Annotated in this window: 17 protein-coding genes, 1 tRNA gene and 1 pseudogene; 7 read left to right on the top strand and 12 right to left on the bottom strand. The window is 67.4% G+C overall.

The window, feature by feature from the left end:
• Positions 1 to 91: 91 nt before the first annotated feature.
• The gene (locus H9L22_RS03865) at positions 92 to 1,315 is read left to right on the top strand and encodes an amidohydrolase family protein (protein WP_187721665.1); all 1,224 of its coding nucleotides are present in this window, start codon (positions 92 to 94) and stop codon (positions 1,313 to 1,315) included.
• Here H9L22_RS03865 and H9L22_RS03860 read toward each other — a convergent pair.
• From H9L22_RS03860 to leuC, 3 genes are all read right to left on the bottom strand, one after another.
• Entirely contained in the window at positions 1,206 to 1,814 is a 609-nt protein-coding gene (locus H9L22_RS03860; RefSeq protein WP_187721664.1) for a hypothetical protein, read from the bottom strand. The two genes, H9L22_RS03865 and H9L22_RS03860, sit on opposite strands and share 110 nt — an antisense overlap.
• Before the next feature lie 532 nt (positions 1,815 to 2,346).
• Positions 2,347 to 2,952, bottom strand: coding sequence for a 3-isopropylmalate dehydratase small subunit (gene leuD / locus H9L22_RS03855; RefSeq protein WP_187721663.1), 606 nt, complete (start codon positions 2,950 to 2,952; stop codon positions 2,347 to 2,349).
• A gap of 3 nt (positions 2,953 to 2,955) precedes the next feature.
• Positions 2,956 to 4,362: a 3-isopropylmalate dehydratase large subunit gene (leuC, locus tag H9L22_RS03850; protein ID WP_187721662.1), complete on the bottom strand. Its 1,407-nt coding sequence runs from the start codon at positions 4,360 to 4,362 to the stop codon at positions 2,956 to 2,958.
• A 105-nt stretch (positions 4,363 to 4,467) separates the two neighbouring features.
• On the opposite strand from leuC, the gene H9L22_RS03845 reads away from it, so the two are divergent.
• Positions 4,468 to 5,193, top strand: a complete 726-nt coding sequence (locus tag H9L22_RS03845; protein WP_187721661.1) for an IclR family transcriptional regulator — start codon at positions 4,468 to 4,470, stop codon at positions 5,191 to 5,193.
• A 523-nt stretch (positions 5,194 to 5,716) separates the two neighbouring features.
• Here the strand turns inward: H9L22_RS03845 and H9L22_RS03835 are convergent.
• The 7 genes from H9L22_RS03835 to H9L22_RS03805 form a co-directional block, all read right to left on the bottom strand.
• The gene (locus tag H9L22_RS03835) at positions 5,717 to 6,634 is read right to left on the bottom strand and encodes a hypothetical protein (protein WP_187721660.1); all 918 of its coding nucleotides are present in this window, start codon (positions 6,632 to 6,634) and stop codon (positions 5,717 to 5,719) included.
• A 162-nt stretch (positions 6,635 to 6,796) separates the two neighbouring features.
• Positions 6,797 to 7,213 (bottom strand): hypothetical protein, encoded by a 417-nt coding sequence (locus H9L22_RS03830; RefSeq protein ID WP_126041420.1) that lies wholly within the window; start codon positions 7,211 to 7,213, stop codon positions 6,797 to 6,799.
• A 644-nt stretch (positions 7,214 to 7,857) separates the two neighbouring features.
• Positions 7,858 to 8,106 carry a hypothetical protein gene (locus H9L22_RS03825; RefSeq protein WP_187721659.1) on the bottom strand — a complete coding sequence of 83 codons (249 nt, stop codon included), beginning with the start codon at positions 8,104 to 8,106 and terminating at the stop codon, positions 7,858 to 7,860.
• Positions 8,107 to 8,339: 233 nt separating this feature from the next.
• Positions 8,340 to 8,795, bottom strand: coding sequence for a hypothetical protein (locus tag H9L22_RS03820; RefSeq protein WP_187720553.1), 456 nt, complete (start codon positions 8,793 to 8,795; stop codon positions 8,340 to 8,342).
• Positions 8,796 to 8,798: 3 nt separating this feature from the next.
• On the bottom strand, positions 8,799 to 10,271 hold the full coding sequence (locus tag H9L22_RS03815; RefSeq protein ID WP_187720552.1) for a site-specific integrase: 1,473 nt from the start codon (positions 10,269 to 10,271) through the stop codon (positions 8,799 to 8,801).
• Positions 10,268 to 10,603, bottom strand: a complete 336-nt coding sequence (locus tag H9L22_RS03810) for a helix-turn-helix domain-containing protein (RefSeq protein WP_187720551.1) — start codon at positions 10,601 to 10,603, stop codon at positions 10,268 to 10,270. The genes H9L22_RS03815 and H9L22_RS03810 overlap by 4 nt, the downstream gene beginning before the upstream one ends.
• On the bottom strand, positions 10,600 to 11,559 hold the full coding sequence (locus H9L22_RS03805; RefSeq protein ID WP_226965888.1) for a tyrosine-type recombinase/integrase: 960 nt from the start codon (positions 11,557 to 11,559) through the stop codon (positions 10,600 to 10,602). The genes H9L22_RS03810 and H9L22_RS03805 overlap by 4 nt, the downstream gene beginning before the upstream one ends.
• Before the next feature lie 636 nt (positions 11,560 to 12,195).
• Here H9L22_RS03805 and erm point away from each other — a divergent pair.
• From erm to H9L22_RS20260, 5 genes and pseudogenes are all read left to right on the top strand, one after another.
• Entirely contained in the window at positions 12,196 to 13,014 is an 819-nt protein-coding gene (erm, locus tag H9L22_RS03800) for a 23S ribosomal RNA methyltransferase Erm (RefSeq protein WP_187722554.1), read from the top strand.
• The gene (locus tag H9L22_RS20265; protein WP_155049426.1) at positions 12,933 to 13,448 is read left to right on the top strand and encodes a helix-turn-helix transcriptional regulator; all 516 of its coding nucleotides are present in this window, start codon (positions 12,933 to 12,935) and stop codon (positions 13,446 to 13,448) included. The genes erm and H9L22_RS20265 overlap by 82 nt, the downstream gene beginning before the upstream one ends.
• Positions 13,449 to 13,510: 62 nt before the next feature.
• Positions 13,511 to 13,819: a helix-turn-helix transcriptional regulator gene (locus H9L22_RS03790; RefSeq protein WP_187721657.1), complete on the top strand. Its 309-nt coding sequence runs from the start codon at positions 13,511 to 13,513 to the stop codon at positions 13,817 to 13,819.
• 398 nt (positions 13,820 to 14,217) lie between these two features.
• Positions 14,218 to 14,430 carry a hypothetical protein gene (locus H9L22_RS03785; RefSeq protein WP_187721656.1) on the top strand — a complete coding sequence of 71 codons (213 nt, stop codon included), beginning with the start codon at positions 14,218 to 14,220 and terminating at the stop codon, positions 14,428 to 14,430.
• A pseudogene (locus tag H9L22_RS20260) lies at positions 14,384 to 15,418 on the top strand (recombinase family protein); the annotation flags it as partial. The gene H9L22_RS03785 and the pseudogene H9L22_RS20260, both read left to right, overlap by 47 nt.
• Positions 15,419 to 15,968: 550 nt before the next feature.
• Here H9L22_RS20260 and H9L22_RS03775 read toward each other — a convergent pair.
• Together H9L22_RS03775 and hemC are read right to left on the bottom strand one after the other, a co-directional pair.
• Positions 15,969 to 16,044 (bottom strand) — tRNA-Ala (locus tag H9L22_RS03775).
• A gap of 98 nt (positions 16,045 to 16,142) precedes the next feature.
• Positions 16,143 to 17,819 (bottom strand): hydroxymethylbilane synthase, encoded by a 1,677-nt coding sequence (hemC, locus tag H9L22_RS03770; RefSeq protein WP_187721655.1) that lies wholly within the window; start codon positions 17,817 to 17,819, stop codon positions 16,143 to 16,145.
• Positions 17,820 to 17,851: the final 32 nt, after the last annotated feature.

Genomic DNA, 17,851 nt, shown 5'->3' with positions numbered 1-17,851 from the left:
GCCATAGATGCAACTACCCCGTCGGCAAGGTCCACTTGAGCAGAGACTCGGACTGCTCCCCAGCCGCGCTTCAACACGCAAGAATCTCCCCATGGCCACGTCCTTCGCCCTGACCAACGCCACGGTCGTCACCGCCGACGCTGCCGGCACCGTCCACCGGGATTGGACCATCGCCGTCGACGCCGCCGGCACGATCAGCCACGCCGGACCGTCGACGAGCATCGGCCTCGCCCCCGGACTCGCCCGCATCGACGCAGGCGGACGCTTCGTCCTCCCGGGCCTCATCAACGCGCACGCCCACCTCTTTGCCGACGGCACGCTGCTGCCGCCCTTCTACACGAAGCCCGCCACGGTCGACCTCGTGGCCCGGTTCCTGCGCTCGTTCGCGGGCCGCCTGGTGCTCCGTCGCCGCACCCGCGCCAACCTGGCCACCCAACTGCGCTCCGGCGTGACGACGCTGCGCAGCGTCGGCGACGTGGCCTACGAGGTGGTGGAGGCCCGCACGGAGATCGAGGCCGGGCGGCTCGTCGGCCCACGTGTCCTGGCCTCCGGACCGCTCATGGCCATCACCGGCGGCCACGGCGCCCCGACCATCGCGCTGATCTGCGACACCCCCGCACAGGCCAGGGCCAACACCCGCTCCAGCCGGCGGGCCGGCGTGACGGCGATCAAGATCGCCGCGACCGCGGGGGTCAGCGACGCCAAGGAGGTCGGCTACGCAGGCAGACCGGAGATGCCCGAGGAGTCGATGCGGGTCATCTGCCAGGAGGCCCACGAGGCGGGCGTCCTCGTGGCCGCGCATGCGCAGTCGGCCGACGGCGTGGCTGCGGCGCTGCGGGCAGGGGTCGACACCATCGAACACGGCAGCGCGATGAACGAGGAGATCATCGGCCTGTTCCTCGACAACCCGGCCTCCCTGCGGGGCTCGTCTGCCCTGATCCCGACGATGCAGGCCGCGCTGCCGCTCACCAAGCTGCCCATCGAGGACACCGGCGCGGACCCGGTGGTGCGGGCGAACGCCGAACTCATCGTCGAGGAGATGCTGACCGGCATCCGCACGGCCATGGAGCACGGGATCCGGATGGGTGTCGGCACGGACTCGGCTGTCAGCTTCGTCACACACTCCAACTTCTGGCGCACGGTGAGCGTCGGCCGCACCCCGAGATCGACCGGATCGCGAAGATCGACGCTCTGCTGGACCGCCTCTAGCCGGCCTGGCCGGCGTCGGGATCCCAGACGACCCTGCGCGACTGCCCTGTCGGCGTGGCCGCGTCGGTCAGCCACCACGTCGTGTCCGGGTCCCAGCCCGCGATGACGCTGGCCAGCTCACCCGCCACCGGGATCGCCGTCGTCGCAGCCTCCAGGTATCCCTCGACGCTCAGGTGGACGGCATCGTAGCTCCCGGCGACGGCAGCCCAGTCCGGCACGACCCAGCGGCCCTCGCGGCCTGTCGTCCGGTACCAGTCGTGGCGCCGCTGCGCGGTGACCTCGAGCGGGAACTCCCGGCAGAGTCCGGCCCAGGCTGCGGCCGAGTCGACCTCGTAGATGCGGGCGCCCGCAGCGACCTGGAGCCGCGTCGCCGTCGCCCTCGTCCAGCCGAGGGCATCCTCGACCAGCCGCATCCCCACCGGCACGCCGTCGACCAGGCGGGTGCTGGAGCACAGCCAGTGCGGCGGCCGGGACCACCAGAACCCGGAGATCATCTCCTGCACGGAGCCGGCCCGCTCCACGGTGGCGCGCTCCTCCTCCAGGAGCACCTCCTCCGCCAGCCGGCGAGCGTCCCCCGGGGCGGACCGGCGCCCGCTTCGTCCCACTGCAACTCCCACTGGTCCCCCACGGGCGCGGGGCCGCCCCACCAGAGAGGCGTCGGCAGCGCCGCGACCCGTTCCGCGACCGGCCCCAGCCCTCGACGACGGCCGGGCGCGCGGCGAGCAGGTCGTCGCCGTCGGGCTCCTGCCAGTACATGGCCGAGTCGACGGAGGCGGACAACGCCTCCCACACGACGGCGTCCCCGATGGGGCCGAGGTCCAGACTCCCGAGCGCCGCGACGACGTCGGCCATGGTCCGCTCGGGCCCAGGATCCCCCCAGCCGAACCGGGAGACGGCGTGGCCGCGGGTCACCGCGATGGCATACGAGGTGTCGGAGACGGCGCGGGCGAGGCTCTGCTCCTGGTCGAGGTCGCAGGTCAGCGCGACATGCAGGAGCAGGCGGCGGCCCCGCGGCCCGGCCAGGAGCCTCTCAGCGGTCATCATGTCCCGACCGTACCGGCCGACTCCGCCGGGCGCGGAAACGAGGAACGCCCCCGCCGTCGGCGGGGGCGTTCCTGGGTATTGCGGTATTGCGCGTCAGCCTGCGGTGCGGGCCGGGAGCGTCTTCGGCTTGAACGAGGGACGGGTCGCCTCGAAGGCCGAGATCGTATCGGCGTGCTGCAGGGTCAGCGAGATGTCGTCGAGCCCGTTCAGCAGTCGGTGCTTCGTGTAGTCGTCGATCTCGAAGCTCACCGTCAGGGCGCCGCGGGTGATCGTCTGGCTCGGCAGGTCGACGGTGGTCTCCACCGTGGGATCGGCCTCGACGGCCTCCCACAGCGCGTCCCGGTCGGCTTCCGACACCAGAGCCACCAGCAGGCCGGCCTTGCCGGAATTGGAGCGGAAGATGTCGCCGAAGCGGGTGCCGATGACGACCTTGAAGCCGTAGTTCTGCAGCGCCCAGACGGCGTGCTCACGCGACGAGCCGGTGCCGAAGTCCGGGCCGGGGATCAGGATCGTGCCGGTGCTGAACGGCTCCTTGTTGAGCACGAACTCGGGGTCGTTGCGCCAGGCGGCGAACAGGCCGTCCTCGAAGCCGGTGCGCGTGATGCGCTTCAGGTACACGGCGGGGATGATCTGGTCGGTGTCGACGTTGCTGCGCTGCAGCGGGACCGCGATGCCGGTGTGGTTGACGAAGGGTTCCATGGCTCAGGCTCCGATCAGGTCGGCGGGGGCGGACAGGTGGCCGGTGATGGCGGTCGCCGCGGCGACGGCCGGCGACACCAGGTGGGTGCGGCCGCCCTTGCCCTGGCGCCCCTCGAAGTTGCGGTTCGACGTCGACGCGGAGCGCTCGCCGGGGGCCAGCTGGTCGGGGTTCATGCCGAGGCACATCGAGCAGCCGGCGGCGCGCCATTCGGCGCCGAAGTCCAGGAACACCTGGTCGAGACCCTCGGCCTCGGCCTCCAGGCGGACGCGGGCGGAGCCGGGGACGACAAGCATGCGGACGGTGTCGGCCTTCTTCCTGCCCTTCAGCACGGAGGCGGCCAGGCGCAGGTCCTCGATGCGGCCGTTGGTGCAGGAGCCCAGGAAGACGGTGTCGACCTCGATGTCGCGCATCGGGGTCCCCGGGATGAGGTCCATGTACTCCAGCGCGCGCTTGGCCGTGGCCTGCTCGACCTCGTCGGCGAAGTCCTCCGGCGCGGGGACGGCCGCGCCCAGCGGCACGCCGTGGCCCGGGTTGGTGCCCCAGGTGACGAAGGGGGTCAGCTGCGCGGCGTCGATGTCGACCTCGACGTCGAAGGTGGCGTCGTCATCGGTGCGCAGCGTCTTCCAGTACTCGACGGCGGCGTCCCAGTCCTCGCCCTCGGGCGCATGCGGGCGGCCCTTCAGGTAGGCGAACGTCGTCTCGTCGGGGGCCATCATGCCGGCCTTGGCGCCCCACTCGATGCTCATGTTGCAGATCGTCATGCGGCCCTCCATCGAGAGCGCCTCGATGGTGCTGCCGCGGTACTCGACGATGTAGCCCTGGCCGCCGCCGGTGCCGACCTTCGCGATCAGCGTCAGCACGATGTCCTTGGCGGTGACGCCGTCGGGCAGCTCGCCGTTGATGTTGACGGCCATCGTCTTCGGCTTGGCCTGCGGCAGCGTCTGCGTGGCCAGCACGTGCTCGACCTCGGAGGTGCCGATGCCGTAGGCCAGGGCCCCGAAGGCGCCGTGGGTGGAGGTGTGCGAGTCGCCGCAGACGATCGTCATGCCCGGCTGCGTCACGCCCAGCTGGGGGCCGATGATGTGGACGACGCCCTGGTCCTTGTCACCCAGCGAATGGATGCGCACGCCGAAGTCCTTGGCGTTCTGGCGCAGCGTGTCGACCTGCTTGCGGGAGACCGGGTCGGCGATCGGGGCCAGGATGTTCAGCGTCGGGGTGTTGTGGTCCTCGGTAGCCAGCGTCAGGTCGGGACGACGGACCGGGCGACCGGCCAGGCGCAGCCCTTCGAACGCCTGCGGGCTGGTGACCTCATGCACGAGGTGCAGGTCGATGTAGAGCAGGTCAGGCTCTCCCTCGGCCGAGCGCACGACGTGTGCGTCCCACACCTTCTCACTCAGTGTCTTGCCCATGGCTCCTGTACTCCTGCCGGGTCGATCGAACAACCAGGCAAGTATCCCCAGACGCCCCCTCCCCAGGGGTTGCGTGTCCACAATGTGGATTGATAATCTCACCATATGGACGAGACTTCTGGCGTTGGCGTACTCGACAAGGCGGCCGCGGTTCTGGCCGCCCTCGAACGCAATCCACTGACCCTCGCGGGCCTCGTGACGGCGACGGGCCTGGCCCGTCCGACCGCCCACCGGCTGGCGGTCGCCCTGGAGCACCACCGCTTCGTGGGCCGCGATCTGCAGGGCCGCTTCGTGCTGGGCCCGCGACTCATCGAGCTGGCCGAGTCGGCCGGTGAGGACCCGTTGCTGGCGACCGCCGGCCCGATCCTCGGCCGTCTGCGCGACATCACGGGCGAGTCGGTGCAGCTGTTCCGCCGTCAGGGCGACGTGCGCATCTGCGTGGCCGCCATCGAGCGCCCGCACGGCCTCCGCGACACGGTTCCCGTCGGCGCCCAGCTGTCGATGAAGGCCGGCTCGGCCGCCCAGGTGCTGCTGGCCTGGGAGGAGCCCGACAAGCTGGAGAAGATGCTCGACCACACGTCGTTCACCCTGACGACACTGCAGGCGGTCCGCCGTCGCGGGTGGGCCCAGTCTGTCGGCGAGCGCGAGGCCGGTGTGGCCTCGGTGTCGGCCCCGGTGCTGGCGCCGTCGGGCAAGCTGATCGCGGCGGTGTCGGTGTCGGGTCCGATCGAGCGCCTGACCCGCTCCCCCGGCCGCCTGCACGCCCCGGCCGTGCTGGCCGCGGCCGAGCGGCTGAGCGAGGTGCTGCGCCGCAGCAGCGCCCCCGAGTAACCCGTAGAAACACGACACCGGGCCGCGAGCGATCACATCGCTCGCGGCCCGGTCGCATTCGCGGCAGAGGATCGCCGAAGAGGTGTCGCAATACGAAACAACCCCCGAAGTCTCACGACTTCGAGGGTTGAACACCTGTTGGTGGACGCCGGTGGACTCAGCCCGAACACGTGGGAGCGGCTGGAGCGACTGAGTGCCGCGTGGGAGCAGGCGAAACCGGGCATCGTGAGCGCACGGCCGTTGGTGACTGAGCCCGAGCCGGGGGCGGTCTCGAACCCAACGCGACGGTCCCGAACGCCACTGACGCCGGAAGAAGTGGACGCAATCCGAACCGCCCGCACCAACGGAGAGAGCGTCCTGTCGATCGCGAAGCGGTTCGGCGTGCACCGGGTGACGGTATGGGAGCAGACGAAGAACTCGTAAGCCTGGGCGGGCGGTGCGTCGCACCGAACAGGCTGCGGCGACAAGGTATCGGCGGTGAGGATGCCGGCGGCTACTGCACCCTCACCGCCTTCACTGTGCTCTACGCGGCCGACCGTCCGTCGGAGTCGTTCTTATCCAGACGCTCGGCCACGAACGCCTTGAATGTGGCGAGCAGATCCTCGGCGTTGTCGAAGGCCCGCATGGTGATACGCATGTTGGTGCCACGTCCGCGGCCGAGACCCGACTGCTTCTTGAGCCGATCTTTGGGGGTCTTGATCAACCTGCCATCCGACGCCCTCACCGCCTGCTCCAACTGCGCAAACGACAACACACTTGTCTCGTAGTAGCGCGTAGCGGACATGAGGAGAGTCGGGCGGGCCCACTCCCGGGGGACGAGCACGAGCGGCTTTCCGTCCACCACCGGGAGTGTCATGTCCGCTTCGTCCCAGTCACCGATGATCGGATTCCAGATCTGCTTGCGGTACGCCTGGGTCTTGTGTCCAGCAGAGTTGAACTGTGGATACGTGTCGATCATCAGCTGGGTGAACTGCGCGAGCGGCCCGAAGATGATGCGCGTGGTGATGTCGGAGGTAATGTCGCGATCCACGCCCTCGACGAACAGCGGAAGGTCCTCGATCTGTTTGAGGATCCCAACGCGAACCAACGCTTCCACGTCGTTGTTGAGCACGTCCCAGATCCAGGTGCCGACGACGTCAGCGCCCCCGTGGCCGTGGAAGCCCTTTGCAGACATTCCGAGCCGGGTCTCCCATGGCTCGACGAAACGCTGCAACAGCCTTTCGCCCCGACGGCCGGTAGCCCCGGCCCCCTTGATGATGCTGTCAGTCACCTGGCGGGTGAACGTGTCGACGCACTCCAGCGCCTGATTGGCGAACGGCTGGGGTGTCCTCCGCAGCCGGATCGCATGAGGGTCGACGTAGAGACGGTTGTCAGCCGTGACCTCCACATCGACGAACGGAACGGGACCCGTGATCCCGTAGTGGGTGGTGATGGTGGGCATGACGCCCTCCTTCCTTGGGTTTGGAGCCCGAGGAAGAAGCAGAGACAGCGCGTCTCAGGAAACTTCGGTACGCTAGAGGTGACTGAGCAAGTCATCACCGCGCCCTCGGGCCGGTACTGGCCTGATCCCGCACCACCGGGGTCGGGCCAGAGTCTTCTATAGCTAGCGCGCATCGGGCTCCTCTGAGTCCGCTGGCTCTACACGCTTGGCACGGTTGCCACGCACCTCCGCACTCGGCCCCGTCAGATCGATGCAGAGCATGCCGTCCTGCTCATACGGCTTGTACCGTCGGCTGACGCTTGTGTCGATGTCGTAATACTGAGTGAAAGCGGTTGCTGACAAGATGACCTGGCCAGTGTCCCGCGACGACTGCGGACGAATCGAGTACGCGTGAGGCTCCTTTGAAGGGCGCAGAGCGATAACCTTGTTCTCCTTGTCGAACAACAGTTCCACCGTCTCCGGCTCTTCAATCAGCTTGTGAGCTACGCGATTGATCGAGAAGATACCTCTCTTCTGGATCGTCACGCTTGGAGCCTTCGCCAGCGGCGCCATGCGCTTGTCGAACACCTCGAACCCCATCAAAACTCTCCTCTCGTCGTCATCACGTTCCGAGTCTAACAGATTGATCCGCCTCAGCGTGTTTGAAGTTCTCTATCGCACGATCCGGCACATCCGAACTTCTGACCTAGGGCATGACATGCCGAGGCGTCACCGACTCTGCCTGGCGCACACGCTAGGTTTCCAGCAGTGACATCTCACGCCCGCCTAGCATCAGAGTTGGAGTTGGCAACAGGGGTATCGCTGTGGTGGTGGTCAGGAGACGGACCACTCGGAGCGTCTTGATTGTTTCAACAGTGCACTGATCAACAGAACCATGGGAGAAGAAGTACCGCGTTCTGGTGAACTACGGAGGAGCCATCGTGCCCTCCGAAGTTGTGAAGGCAGGAAGCAGCTGCCCTGCTCAACGCTGCAGCAGCTTCGATGTACGCTCGCGGATGTGCACGCCAAGACGCGTTCGGGAGCTTCCCGAACGGTTTGCGTCGATGAGCTTTGGCGCTTCTACGCCTCATGGCTGAAACGAGGCTGACCCCGGCTAGGGACCGGGCCAGAGTGACCAATCCTCCGATCGCGACGCAGCCCGACAGAAGCCCGGACCGTCGTCCGCCGTTGCCGGACTTCGTCCACGAGCCAGACCGGCTCCCGGAGCACGGTTGGCCCCGCGGTCAACGGTGGCGCATCGCCTTCGCCGACGCGCGGAACTTTGACGCAGCCTGCGATGTCTTCGGCGACGTAGCGGGCCTGAACAGCAATTGACCCACCGGGTTGGTGGCCGTTAGGACGTCGATACAGTCTTGTGCGGTGGTGTAGTCGAGCCGGACGAACAGCCCCGCGGCGTCTTCGATGTCACGTTCATCCCGGGAGACGTGCAGCTTCATCACCAGCAGGCACTCCGGCGACTTCGTTGCAGGCATTGTGCGGGCTCCAAGAGGAGTATCCCCTCAGACTTGGTGTGCAGGAAGCTCAATACAGCTCTTCGTCTCGTTCTCAGCTCAGCAACGTCACGCCTCTTGCAGATCGAGGTGCCGACCAGGTCGGTTCCGGTCGATGCAGCCATCTTCAGCGACCACCCGGTGCAGCATCATCGGGGCACCCAGGGGGCGCCATACCGGTGCAGGGCTCGTATTCGAGTTGGGCGAGTTCCGGGCTACTGGGGAGAGCTCGGCGCTGCGGTGCTCCAGGTGATGTCGGCGTTGGCGGGCGCGTTGCGGACGGCGTTGACGAGGAAGTGGTACCAGCCTGGGCCGAGTAGCACGGTGTAGTCGGGTGCTCCGCCGGCCCGGACGGAGTTGGCGTTCGGGTCGCCGAGTTGGTCTTCGATGCGGAGGTCGACCGGGAGTGTGCCGGTGTGGATGAGTTCGCAGCGCAGCCACTTGTAGAACAGGTGGTCGAGATCGACTGGCTTGCCTCGGTATTCGACGCCGATCGTCCAGCCGTGCGTGGTCTTCATGAAGGCTTCGAAGCTTGCCCGGTCACCGGTGATCTCAGGGAACGCCTTGCGAGCGGTGGCGGCGACGGCGACGAGGACGCTGAGGAGCGCTCCTTCGCGTCGTCCGTGCTTCCAGAGGAGGTCTGCGTCTGTGAGTCGGTCTTCGATGGACATGGTTCAGCCGTTCTTGTAGGTGTCTCGTTGGGTGACGTACTCGGACCAGTCGCGGGTGGCGAGGGCGGCCCATTTGGTGGCGGTCTTGTCGGCGATGCCGATGAGTTCGGCGAGGACGGGCGCGGGAACCTGTCCGGCGAGGGCGAACATGGCGGCGTGGCGGGCGCGTCCGGGTTGGATGCCGAGGCGGGCGAGGTGTCCGCGGAAGGTTTCTCTGACGAGGTGGCGTCCGGGGTGTCTGCCGGGGAACAGCCATCCGTGGTCGGTGCTGGCGATGGACGGGCTGCCGGGGCGGTCGAGGTGGCGGCGGAGGAGGTCGTCCAGTCCGGGCGGCATTTCGATGGCGACGGTATCGAAGGTGACGAGCACTGTGTCGTCGTCGGTGAGGGTGATCTGGTCGGTGCGCATCGCGACGACTGTTTCGAGGGGTTGAGCGAATAGGAGCGTGAACAGGCCACCGATGCGGGCGTGGAGGGCGATCGTGTCGTCGTGGAGCAGGGTCTTGATCTGGTCCCAACGGTCGGCGTCGGAGACCGTGACTTCGGGCATGGTGGTTCCCCGCCACGGGATCGTGATGGCGGTGTTCACTCGCGCGCGACCGAGCCAGGCGACGAAGCTCTGCTGGCTGTTGCGTGCGCCGGGATAGTCGGCGAGGTAGGACTCCAGCTGCGACTGGGACAGGCTGGCGATTGTGGTGTCGTGTCGGGCGACCCACTGGCCGAGCCGGACCGCGCCGTTGATGTTCCCGCGGGCGCTGTAGATCGCTGATTTGGTCAGCTCCCCGCGGTCGGCGGCGCCGCGTAGGCGTCGCAGGAGGTGCCAGCGGGCGTAGCGGCCGACGAGCCCTTTGTCCTCGCCGTGCAGGGGTTCGAGTGTGGTGTCGAGCCAGCGTTCGATCTGCTCGATCGGCGGGTGATACGGCGGCAGCACCCCAGTCGAGGCGAGGAGGTCGCGCAGGTAGTTGTGGGAGCGGTCAGCGGGCAGGCCGCGGAATGTGTCGTGGCTGATGGGCAACTCACCGCGGGCCAAGAGGTCGAGCAGTCTGACGCCGGTCGCGGGCGGTTTCTGTAGCCAGGTGATCACGCTTTGCGGACGGCGGGCGGCGACCAACTCGTCGAAGAGGGGCTGCAGCCGCTCATGGACGGCGCCGGTGGTCGGGTCGGTGAGCAGGCTGGTGAGGCGCTCGGCCAGGACGCAGCGGGCGCAACGATCACGAGCGTAGGGATGGTCCTCACGCCCGCATCCGGTGCAGGCGAAGATCGATTCCGCGCCCGCGCATCCGGCGCAGACCAGCACGTTGTCGCTGCTCACCGATGGGTAGGCGACCGGACGCAGCTCGAAGCACTCCGGGCAGACAGCTGGGTGGTAGGCGATGTCACGACGGCAGAGGTAGCAGATCGGCCCCGTCGGCAGCATCACCGTCGTCGCCCAGATGCCGCAGCGCACGCACTCGCGGCTCGCGGATGCCCGGGTCACTCCGAAACGCCGTCGGGGCGCCTGATCTTCGCGCGGATCGGGCGCAGATCGCCGATCCCTGGCCCGCCGTCATTGACCGCTTGTGGCTGGCGGTGCTCCTCGACGTGCAGTTCCAGGAGATCGGATGGGGTGCAGTCCAGGATGTCGCAGAGCGCAGCCAGTAGGTCGGTGTTGATCCGCTGCGGTGGCTTCGTGACGATCCGGTGCACCATCTGCCGCGACAACTCGATCCCGCGCTCGTGCAGCGGCTCGACCAGATCAGTGGTCTGGAACATGCCCTTCGCCGCCATCAGTTGACGCAGATGCCACAGCATCGACAGCTTCTTCGTCATCGTTCCTCCTGGGTGTTGTCGTAGACGCGGGCCAGAGCCGCTTTCAAGGTCTTGGTCTTGAAGTCGTTGGACACGTTCGTGTAGATCGCCGTGGTCGAGGCGTAGGAGTGACCAACCTGCTCGGTGACGAACCGCTCCGGGTAACCGAACTCGATCAGGTGCGTCACATACGAGTGCCGCAGGCAATGCAGGGTCAGGTCAGCGTCCAGGTCGGCCTGTTCACGCAGCCAGGCGAAGCGGTTATCCATCGACTTCACCGAGACCCGCTGCCGCCGCTCCGTCAACCACAGAGCATCCCGGTCATCAGGCCGCAGCAGCGGCCGGGCCTGCTCGACCCATTGCCGCAGACCATCGACCACCCAGTCGAACTCCGGGACCGTGAGCACCGTTCGACGCCGAGGCGTACTGCCGCGGACCGCCTTGCCGTAGCGGACATGCACCGCCCCGAAGGTTCCCCACTGACGCATGTGCGGGTTCGGACGCAGGTCCGCGATGTCGAGTAAGCACAACTCCCGACGCCGCAACCCGTAGGCGTAGCAGGTCTTGACCATCTGAGCGTCCCGCAACGCAGCCCACGCACCCTTGCGGCCCGACCGTTGCACCCGCTCAACCCGGGTGTCGAGGAAGTCGAACAGGTGCTGCAACTCGTCGTAGGTGAACGGTCGTCGCCCCGGCCGCCCCTCGTAGTCGTTGAGATGCGCAACGGTGTTGAAGTCGTGGCAGACCTGCGAAGGGATCACCCCGAACCGCTGCTCACACTCGCTCACCCACCCATAGCGGCCGTCGAGCAGGTAGTCGCAGAACATCCGCAACGTCAGGTGATAGCCGCGGATCGTTGACGGTGCCAGCCTCGCCGCGCCACTCATCAGCGACAACGTGAAATCCTCCACGTCCCCGGCACTCCACTGCCACGGGAACGATCCGGCGAACTCGGTGAACCGGCGCAGTAACGCCACCCGAGGCTCGATCGTCGCGTCCGCCAGCAACCGAGACCGTTGCTGCCGTTCCCATCCCGACAACATCGCCCCGAACACCGCCGCCTGCTCATCGAGATGGACCACCCCCGACGCCAGAACCAGACGCGCGGACCCGGGAACCTCGCTCGACACTCCACCCCGATCGGTAAACTCTGATTAGACAATGACAATCTGAAGTTACCACACTGGGGTGGCTCCACGTCACCGCCCAGGCATGGGCGCCGACTGGAAGAGCACTCACACCCCTGCACTGTCGCGCAGGTCAACTCTGAGTTGATTCGGGACCTTTGTCCTCGATCTGCAAGACGCGTGGCAGCTCTATGGGATCACTCGCGGAGGTGGAGGTTCGTCGGGCACGGACGGCCTGCAAGTCGGTTCTGGCCTGTGGTGATACGGATCTGCGCGTCTTTGACGCATGGACGGGTTATTGGGTCGCCGAGTGGCGGTGGGGTGACCTACGCTGGTTGGCATGTTGGTTTACGGCACTGCTTCGCTGCGTCTGCGCAGCCGCTAACAGCGGCGAGCACCCTCCACAGGTTGTTGCTCCCGCCCCGGTGATCACGGCCGGGCGGCTCTTTCAGCGTGCCCGGCTCCGCAACAACCACGGAGCAAACAGTGCCTATCTATCGAGGTGGCCGTCATGAGCACGGCCAGAACTTCCTGACTGACCCATCCATCATTGCCACGATGACCCGGCTCGTGGCCGCCACCGATGGCCCGATCATCGAGATCGGCCCCGGTGACGGAGCACTCACCACCCCGCTGGCCCAGCTCGGGCCACCGGTGACAGCCGTCGAGATCGACACCCGGCTCGCCCAACGCCTGGCCGAGCGGTTGCCGTCGCACGTGGAGGTCGTCGCCGACGACTTCCTGGACTACCGGCTTCCAACATCGGCGCATGTGCTCGTCGGGAACCTGCCGTTTCACCAGACCACGGCCATGCTGCGACGCATCCTGCATGCCCCGGCATGGACCGATGCAATCGTGCTCGTGCAATGGGAAGTTGCGCGGCGCAGAGCGGGCGTCGGCGGTGCCACGATGATGACCGCGCAATGGGCGCCCTGGTTCACCTTCACGTTGCACAGTCGTGTTCCCGCTCGCGCGTTCACCCCACGTCCGGGCGTCGACGGCGGAATCCTCACCATCCACCGCCGCGAACACCCGCTGCTGCCCCCGGCGCGGCGACGCCAGTTCCACGCCCTGGTCCACCGCGTCTACACCGGTCCCGGACGTGGGCTGGCCCAGATCCTCGCACGCAACACCTCGCTCGGCTCGCCACAGGCGGCACAGGCGTGGCTGACACGCCAGGGCGTGAACGCTGCCGGACTGCCGAAGGACCTGCCCGTCGAGGCATGGGTGGACTTGTTCAAGACCACAGGCTCCTCGCCACCGCCCCACCGCACGCAGTCGTCCTCAGGAAGGCGGCGGCGATGAGCATCGACCCCTCGTGGCGAGTCTGCCCGGACGAGACCACACCCAGCCATACGTGCTGGACCGAGACAGCCGTACACCATGCAGCACGGCTCCTCGCTCAAGACCCCGGACGGGATTGGCGACTTCGTGACCTTGCCGACCTCGTGCACCTGTCCACGTCACAATTGGGCAGGGCCTTCAGCCAACGTTTCGGGATGCCTCCCATCCAGTACCTGGCTCACCTTCGCGCCCACAGACTGGCCGAGCTCCTGATAGAGACTGATCTTCCGGTCGGTGTCGCCATGACACAGGTCGGGTGGCGCAGCCGCGGCCACGCCGCACGACAGTTCACCACCATCGTCGGGGTCAGCCCATCCGCGTATCGACGTACCGCGACCCAACGAGCAAGCCTGGAATGCCCGTGCTGTGGACAGCGAAGCGAGTTGCCCCGATGACGGCCACAGAGCACTCTGGCCTCGGCCCTACCAGGACAGAGATCCGTGACACGGTCATTCGGATGCGAGCTGATCTCGCTCACCGGTGGACCTTGGCCGAACTCGCACAGGATGCCCATCTGTCGCCGTCGCGGCTCGGGGGCCTGTTCGTGGAGCAGTTCGGCGTCCCGCCGATCATGTTGCTGGCTCGGTTGCGGGTGCGGGAGATGGCTCGGCTGTTGCGGGAGTCGGACATGACGGTCGGCGAGATCGGGGTCCGGGTGGGGTGGCGGAATCGTGGTCATGCGGCGGAGCAGTTCGCCAAGATCATGGGCGTCACCCCAACCGCATACCGCAACCAGTATCACCAGCGGACCCGGCAGACGATCTGACGGGTTGCTTGTGGTGCGGGCAGCCGCTGCCCGCCCGGACGATGTCCGGGATACGCGCAGATTAGACGGTGATCTGCGCATTCATGACTGATCTGCTCGACACAAGCCCCTTACCTGGAGTAGTCGTGGAGGCCACTGCCAGGGTGCTCCATCTGGGGCCGGTGCGCACCTGCAGAGTGAGCCGTCAGTGGGACCCCGGTATCGGGGGCCGCGGCGAGGCAGTGCGGATCGTGCACCATCCGGTTGGGTTGCACGGCTGGGGAAATTTTCCCCCGCCGTGAACCACCCCACCCAGCACCCTCGTGCCCGGCTCCGGAGGACGGGACGGTGCCGGACATTTTCCGGAACCGTCACCACCACCGGCTTTCTCTCGGGGGTGGGGTGTCCACCTGTGGGGCATGAGGCATGCACGCACCACACCGAACGGGCGGCGGTTGATCGCCGAACCCGTGCCCCGGGGCGAGCCGGACATGGACCGGCTGGTCGCGCTAGTGCTGCACCTCGCCGACCGCCTCCACGACCAGACCGCACCTGTAGCCGACTCGACGACGAGGACCACCAACCATGACGACGACCGCCGACACGAAGACCCTGACCACCGTCCCGGGTGAGGGGCGGGTGACGGCGGTGACCTATCAACGGGTCTCCACCAAGGAACAAGCCACCACCGGCGGCCGCGACGAAGGATTCTCCATCCCGGCCCAGCGTGAGGCGAACCGCCGCAAAGCCGAAACCCTCGGCGCCCAGGTGGTCGCGGAGTTCGTCGACGCCGGCGAGTCAGCCAGGTCGGCGAAACGGCCGGGGTTGCAGCAGCTACTGGATTACATCGCGACCCATCAGGTCACCTACTGCATCGTGCACAAGGTCGACCGGCTGGCACGGAACCGGCTCGATGACGTCGACATCCACCGCCACCTCATCGACGCCGGCGTCCAACTCGTCTCCGCCACCGAGAACATCGACGACACCCCCTCCGGGATGCTGCTCCACGGCATCATGTCCTCCATCGCGGAGTTCTACTCCCGCAACCTCGCCGCCGAAGTCACCAAAGGCATGACCCAGAAAGTCGCCGCAGGCGGCACCCCATCCCGGGCACCCATCGGCTACCTCAACATCCGGCGCACCGATGACCAGGGCAGGGAGTACCGCACCGTTGAGATCGACCCCGACCGTGCGCCCCTCATCCGCTGGGTCTTCGACACCTACGCCAAAGGCGAGCACACCGTCCCCGACCTCCTCACCGAAGCCACCGCCCGCGGCCTCACCACGGCCCCCACCCCGAAACGCCCGTCCGGGCCGGTGGGGCGTTCCACGTTCTTCAAACTCTTGCGCAACCCGTACTACATCGGGCAGGTCCGCTACCAAGGCGCCCTCCACCCCGGCGCCCACGAACCCATCGTCGACCCGCAGACCTGGCAGCGGGTCCAGATCCTCCTGGACACCCGCGCCACCGCTGGGGAACGCCGCCGCAAGCACGATCACTACCTCAAGGGCACCCTGTACTGCGGCACCTGCATGTCGCGGTTGCAGCTCGACTACGCCTGCAACAAACAAGGCATCCGCTACGCCTACTACATCTGCACCGGACGAGCCACGAAACGCACCTCCTGTACCAGGAAGGCCGTGCCCGTTGGCGTTGCTGAGCAACTCGTCGCCGACTGCTACCAACAGATCGCCATCACCGAGCACACCTACGCGCAGCTCGCACAGCGGGTCGAAGCGGCGTTCGATGAGCGTCTGGCTGAGCGGTCCCAGGCCATCGACGACCTCGCCACCACCAAGCAGCGGCTGGAAGCCGAAGCAGACAAGCTCCTCAAAGCCCACTTCGCCGACGCCATCGACCTCCCCACCCTGAAACGCCACCAAGACCGAATCCGCATCGCACTGGCTGACGTCACCAAACGGCTGGAAGCCGAGCGGCACGACCACGAAGGACCCCGCCAACACCTCGCCACCGCCCTACGACTCCTCGCCGACTGCGCCACCATGTATGAGCGCACCGACGACTTGGGCAAACGGCTCGCCAATCAGGCCTTCTACCAGCGCATCCTCATCACCGAAGACGAAAAAGCGGCGATCCAGCTCAACGAGCCGTTCGCCGCCCTCGCACCCACATCAACCGATGTCAGGTGTTCTAATACATCCAATCTGGTGGAGCTAAGGGGATTCGAACCCCTGGCCTCTTCCATGCCATGGAAGCGCGCTACCAACTGCGCCATAGCCCCAGGCCGCCCTGCGGCGACTCAGAGAACATTAGTCCATCATCGCCCGGGTGTGCAAATCGGGCCCCGGTCCTAGCCAGGGCCCGATTGACGGGAGCAGGTCAGCGCCTGCCGTAGTGCTTGTGGAGCGTCCTCGCCAGCGCCGCGACCCCGTAGGTGTCCTTGGTCATGGCCCGGTCAAGCACCGGCACGCCGAGCTCCTCCAGCGCCTCCGCGGTGGGATCGTCCCACGCCAGGACCTGGACGTCGTCCCGGTGCCCGAGCAGGTGGACGTAGGCCCCGGCGAGCGACGGCTGGCTCAGCAGGATCGCGTCCCAGGCCCCCTCGTCCCACTTCTGCCGGAGCTCCGGGTAGATCTCCGACACGTCGGCCATCGTGTAGATCTCGCAGCGTTCGACGGTGTAGCCCTTGGCCCGGAGCCCGTCCTCCAGCTTCGTGGAGAGCTGATCGGCGCACACGATCGCGACGCGCACCTCGCCCTCCGCCTGCGGGAAGACGTCCACCAGCGTGTTCGAGCTCGCGGTGCCCTCGGGGCTGAGGTCGACGGCGCGGCCGCCCTCCTCCAGCACCTGGCGCGTGGTGGTGCCCATGGCGGCCACCTTCTTCGACGCCGGAATGTCCCAGCCCCGCTCACGCAGCGCCCAGACGGTCTGCGCGGAGGGGACGACCACCCAGTCGGCCCACGGCATGATGTTGTCGGCCGAGATCAGGCGGGCCTCCTGCAGCTTGACGCAGTCGACACGCAGCCCGTTGGCACGCAACGATTGGGAGAGCTTCCCCTCCTGCCGTGGGAGCAGCACCCGGATGCGGTCGTCGTCCTCGGGCCCCTCGATGAACAGCGACTCGTCGTCATGCTCCTCCGACAGGTCGAGGGCGGCGATCACCTCGGGCGCGAAGAATCTGTCCGCCTTGCGCTGCAGCAGCGCCTCGGCGACGTTGTGGCCGGTACGGCGCGCGTGCAGGTGGGAGGTCGGCAGCCCGATCTCCAGCACCACACGCTTGCTGCCGTCCAGCGAGTAGACGCCGGCCTTCAGGGAGAGAATGCCGCGGCGCGACGCGATCGCGCCGACGGGCGCCATGTAGGTGGTGCTGAGGCCGGACAGCACGGCCCGCTCCGCCTCCACGCAGATCCGGGTCTCCTCGTGGTCCAGCTCGAGGGCCGCCGCGAAGACGTCCTCATCGGCGGTCCGGCACTCCAGCACCAGCGCGCCCTGGCCGGGCGCAGGCAGGATCGGCAGGTACTCGGTGATCCGGTCCTCCTGCCCGAGGGCCTTGAGCCCCGAGGCCGACAGGACAACGGCGTCGAGGTCGCCCGGCTCCAGCCGACGCAGCCGCTCCTCGAGCGTCCCGCCCACGTCCACGAACGTCAGGTCCGGGCGTAGCGCCCGCAACTGCGCCATGCGCCGCAGCGAGGTCACGCCCAGCCGCGAGGCCCGCGGCAGCGCGGCCAACGGCACTCCGCTGAGCGTCACGAGCGCGTCCCTGTGGTCGCCGCGCTTGAGGACGGCGGCGACCCGCAGGTCGTCCGGCTCGTCAGTCAGCGGCACGTCCTTGCACGAGTGCATCACGAGGTCACACTCGCCGTCACGCAGCGCGGCGCGGAGTTCCTTGGCGAACACACCAAGGGAGTAGCCGTCCGGCATGTGGCTCGAGTCGATGCGCGCGGTCGCCACCCGGACGACCTCGACCTCGTGCCCCGCGGCTCGAAGTTGCTCGGCCACCATCTCGGAACGAGCCAGCGCCAACGCAGACCCGCGGGTCCCCAACCGAAGCTTCACCATTGATCCTTCCCAGTCGTGTCGGGGTCTAG

The organism is Tessaracoccus defluvii (assembly GCF_014489575.1).
Classification (GTDB): Bacteria; Actinomycetota; Actinomycetes; order Propionibacteriales; family Propionibacteriaceae; genus Arachnia; species Arachnia defluvii.
The sequence above is the reverse complement of the archived record's forward strand: the minus strand, read 5'-3'. Positions and strand labels throughout refer to the sequence as shown.